Raw genomic sequence first — 3,589 nt, forward strand, 5'->3', positions numbered from 1 at the left:
GCAAGGCCCCGGTCGTCGTCTTCGAGGACACCGACATCGAGAAGGCCGTCGAGGACATCTCCGTCGCCGGCTTCTTCAACGCCGGCCAGGACTGCACCGCCGCCACCCGCGTGCTCGTCCACGAGTCCATCCACGACGCAGCCGGCAGGACAACTGCGCGACGGGCGCGGTGTCCCTGCTCGAGCGAGCCGGGATGCCCGACGCGAAGACCCGTGCCCAGCAGTATCCGCACGAACTCTCCGGTGGCATGCGCCAGCGGGCGCTCATCGCGATCGCCATCGCCGCGAACCCGGCGCTGATCATCGCCGACGAACCGACCAGCGCGCTGGATGTCACCGTGCAGCGACGCATCCTCGACCACATCACGAGCCTGACCGAAACCCTCGGCACCGCAGTGCTTCTGGTGACCCATGACCTCGGCGTCGCCGCCGACCGGGCCCAGCGGATCGCGGTGATGTCGCGGGGCCGGATCGTGGAGAGCGGGCCGACCCGCGAGATACTCGACAACCCGCGCGACCCGTACACCCAGCAGCTGTTGCGCAGCGTGCCCGGACGTGCCGGTGTCCGGGCCCGGCCATGTCGGCCGGGCACCGAACCGTTGCTCGCGGTCGAGAACCTGGTGAAGGAGTTCCCGCTGCCACGCGCGAAGATCCGCGCGAAGATCGTCCGTGCCGTCGACGGTGTGAGCTTCTCGCTGCACCGCGGGGAGACCCTGGCCCTGGTGGGGGAGTCGGGGTCGGGCAAGTCCACCACGGCCAGAATGATTCTGCGCCTGGCCCCACCGACGTCGGGGCGCGTCGTGTTCGACGGCGACGACGTGACGGCCAGCAAAGGCGCGCGGTTGCGGGAGCTGCGGCGCCGCGCCCAGGTGATCTATCAGAATCCGTACGAGTCGCTGGATCCGCGGTTCTCGATCCAGGACGTGATCAGCGAGCCGCTACGGGTCTTCGGCGTCGGTGACCGCGCCTCGCGGGCGGCGCGGGCGCGCGAACTGCTCGACCGGGTCGCGCTTCCCGCGTCGACGCTGGGACGCAGGCCCGCGGAGCTCTCCGGCGGACAGCGTCAGCGGGTCGCGATCGCCAGGGCGCTGGCCCTGTCGCCGGAGCTGGTGGTCTGCGACGAACCGGTCTCGGCGCTGGACGTCTCGGTGCAGGCGCAGATCCTCGACCTGTTCGCCGAGCTGCAAGCCGACACCGGCGTGGCCTACCTGTTCATCTCGCACGATTTGGCGGTGGTGCGCCAGATCGCCCATCGGGTCGCTGTCATGCGACAGGGCCGCATTGTCGAGATCGGCACCACCGAGCAGCTTTTCGACGATCCGGCCCACGAATACACCCGTGAGCTGCTGGCTGCCATCCCCGGCACCGACCTCGTCGACGGGAGCTCAGGTACCTGACAGCAGGCTCACCACGGGCGCCAGCTCGCGCGCCGCGTCGTCGTCGAGAACGATGTAGGAGATTCCGAACTCGTCGCGAAGACGGCGCAGCTGGTCGGCCGCCTGCGCGGGCGATCCGGTGAGCAGGTTCGGGGCATCATCGGGGATCGGCGGACCGATGGTGCTCGTCGGGGTGCTGAAGCGCAGCGCGCGTTCGATGTCGGAAAGCCGTGGGCCCGCCGCACTCTCGAGCCGCTCGACCTGACGGGTGAGTTGGTCGCGGGAGAAGGTGCTGAACGCGACGGTGTCGGCTTCGGCCGCGGCGAGTTCGGTCGCCCGACGCCCGCCCGCGGCGAGCAGCAGCGGCACCTTCCGCGGCGGTGGGGGAACCAGGGTCGTTCCGGTGTTCGCGTAGTGGGCGCCGGTCACCTCGACCCGCTCACCGCGAAACAGTGCGTTGACGATGCCCACCGACTCGGCGAGGCGCTCGAATCGAATCCGGTCGGACTCGGCCGCGATCCCGAGTTCGCCGTAGCCGATGGCGGTTTGGCCGGCGCCGAGCCCGAGCTGGAAGCGGCCGCCCGACACCAGGTCCAGGGTGGCGGCTTCACGGGCGAGAACGAACGGATTGCGGAAGTCGTTGGCCAGCACCCACGTTCCGACCCCGAGCGTGGTCGTCGCCGCGGCGGCGTAGGCGAGCGCGGTCAGTGGCGCGGGCACCGGTGCGGGCAGGTCGGGCAGCAGCAACGCCGAGATCCCGGTGTCCTCGGCCCATCGCGCGGTCGAGGTCCATGCCTTCGGGTCGGCGGGGGAAACGGTGACGAGGCCGAATCGAAAAGGTTGGTGGCTCACGAGTTCTCCGGTGTCCCATAGGCGCGCAGGAAGGTGTCGACGGCAGCGGTGGCGACCGCGTGCATCTCGGCGGTGGAGACCTTGCGGGTGCCCAGGCGGGTGCGGCCCTCCATCGGGCCGGTGATCAGCACGAGGAACTGCTCGGCGGCGATCGCCGGATCGCTCGCGCGCAGGTGGCCCGACAGCGACAAGCGCGCCAGCCGATCCGCGAGCGCGTCGCCGAGCTGATCAGAGGTCCGGCTCACCACGACGTCCATCAGGTCGGCAAACTGCGCGACCTGACCGTAGGTGAGCCAGCGCAGCGACCGGGACTGCTCGGTACAGCAGGACCGGATCAGTCGGTACGCCACGTCTTCCAGGGTGGCGCGCAGATCCTCACCAGGATTGCGCAAGCGTTCGACCACCGCCAGATTCTCGGCCAGCACCGCATCGCTCACGGCGGCCAGCGTGTGCCGGAACAGCGTTTCCTTGTCGTTGAGGTGGTTGTAGATGGTCGGTTTGGCGACACCGGCGACCTCGGCGATCTCCTGCACGCCCGCCTGCGCGTACCCGCGGCGAGCGAAGACGACGAACGCCGCGTCCAGGATCGCCTGCCGCTTGTCGATCCGTCCACGCGAGGCCGACTGTCCGGTCGGCGGTGTTGCTACAGCCATCTATGAACCATAGCGCAATCGCGGACGAAGTTGCCTGGCGGGTTCATTTTTATATACCGAGTTGCGAGGTGTATTCGAGGACATTAAAGTGAACCAGCAAGTTCAATTGCTCTGTTCCACGTCGGGAGATATCTATGATGCAAACCCCCGGAGACAGGCTCGATCCGCTTGCCCGCCAGCATGTTCGCCGAGGCGGAACCCGCCCGCCGAACGAACGCGGCGCGGTGATCGGTCTCGAGGCCGAGCCGTGGCTGGAGATCCTGCAGGCACCCGACCGAAACGGGTTGACGGTGACCGAGGTGTGCCGGCGATACAACATTTCGCGCAAGAGCTACTACAGCTATCTCGCGCGCTACCGGGAACACGGCGTGGCGGGGTTGGCGCCGCGGTCGCGCCGCCCGAAGAGTTTCCCCGCCCGCACGTCGGCCGACATCGAGGCCGTCGTGGTGCGGGTCCGGCTGGACCGTCCGCAGTGGGGCGCACGCAGAATCCGGACGCACCTGCTGCGAGCCGGATCGGCCCGTGTCCCGGCCGTGTCGACAGTGCACGCGATCCTGCGCCGGCACGGTTTGGTCGGCGACGGGTCGGACCACGTGGCGCCGAACACAGCATTGACGGCGTCTGTGCCGGAGCCATCGACGACCACACACCGGACACCTAGCCACGCAGGGAGCTACACCTGATGAGCACATCGACTTCCACCCGAGAC

Annotated in this window: 4 protein-coding genes and 2 pseudogenes; 4 read left to right on the forward strand and 2 right to left on the reverse strand. The window is 68.8% G+C overall.

Features of this window, described 5'->3' with window-relative positions; translation table 11 throughout:
* The 3 genes and pseudogenes from ACFWF3_RS28465 to ACFWF3_RS28475 form a co-directional block, all read left to right on the forward strand.
* Positions 1-200, forward strand: a pseudogene (locus tag ACFWF3_RS28465) (aldehyde dehydrogenase family protein); the annotation flags it as partial.
* Positions 152-493: pseudogene (locus tag ACFWF3_RS28470) on the forward strand (ATP-binding cassette domain-containing protein); the annotation flags it as partial. The pseudogenes ACFWF3_RS28465 and ACFWF3_RS28470, both read left to right, overlap by 49 nt.
* Positions 473-1,396 (forward strand): ABC transporter ATP-binding protein, encoded by a 924-nt coding sequence (locus ACFWF3_RS28475; RefSeq protein WP_379316565.1) that lies wholly within the window; start codon positions 473-475, stop codon positions 1,394-1,396. The pseudogene ACFWF3_RS28470 and the gene ACFWF3_RS28475, both read left to right, overlap by 21 nt.
* Here ACFWF3_RS28475 and ACFWF3_RS28480 read toward each other — a convergent pair.
* Both ACFWF3_RS28480 and ACFWF3_RS28485 read right to left on the reverse strand, forming a co-directional pair.
* A complete protein-coding gene (locus tag ACFWF3_RS28480) occupies positions 1,385-2,227 on the reverse strand; it encodes an LLM class flavin-dependent oxidoreductase (RefSeq protein WP_379316559.1) in 843 nt (280 codons plus the stop codon). The two genes, ACFWF3_RS28475 and ACFWF3_RS28480, sit on opposite strands and share 12 nt — an antisense overlap.
* Entirely contained in the window at positions 2,224-2,880 is a 657-nt protein-coding gene (locus ACFWF3_RS28485) for a TetR/AcrR family transcriptional regulator (RefSeq protein WP_379316561.1), read from the reverse strand. The genes ACFWF3_RS28480 and ACFWF3_RS28485 overlap by 4 nt, the downstream gene beginning before the upstream one ends.
* A gap of 134 nt (positions 2,881-3,014) precedes the next feature.
* Here ACFWF3_RS28485 and ACFWF3_RS28490 point away from each other — a divergent pair, with 134 nt between their 5' ends.
* Entirely contained in the window at positions 3,015-3,563 is a 549-nt protein-coding gene (locus ACFWF3_RS28490; RefSeq protein ID WP_379316563.1) for a helix-turn-helix domain-containing protein, read from the forward strand.
* Positions 3,564-3,589 lie beyond the last annotated feature (26 nt).

The sequence above is a fragment of the Nocardia sp. NPDC060220 genome, assembly GCF_042727815.1.
In the GTDB taxonomy this organism is placed as follows: Bacteria; Actinomycetota; Actinomycetes; order Mycobacteriales; family Mycobacteriaceae; genus Nocardia.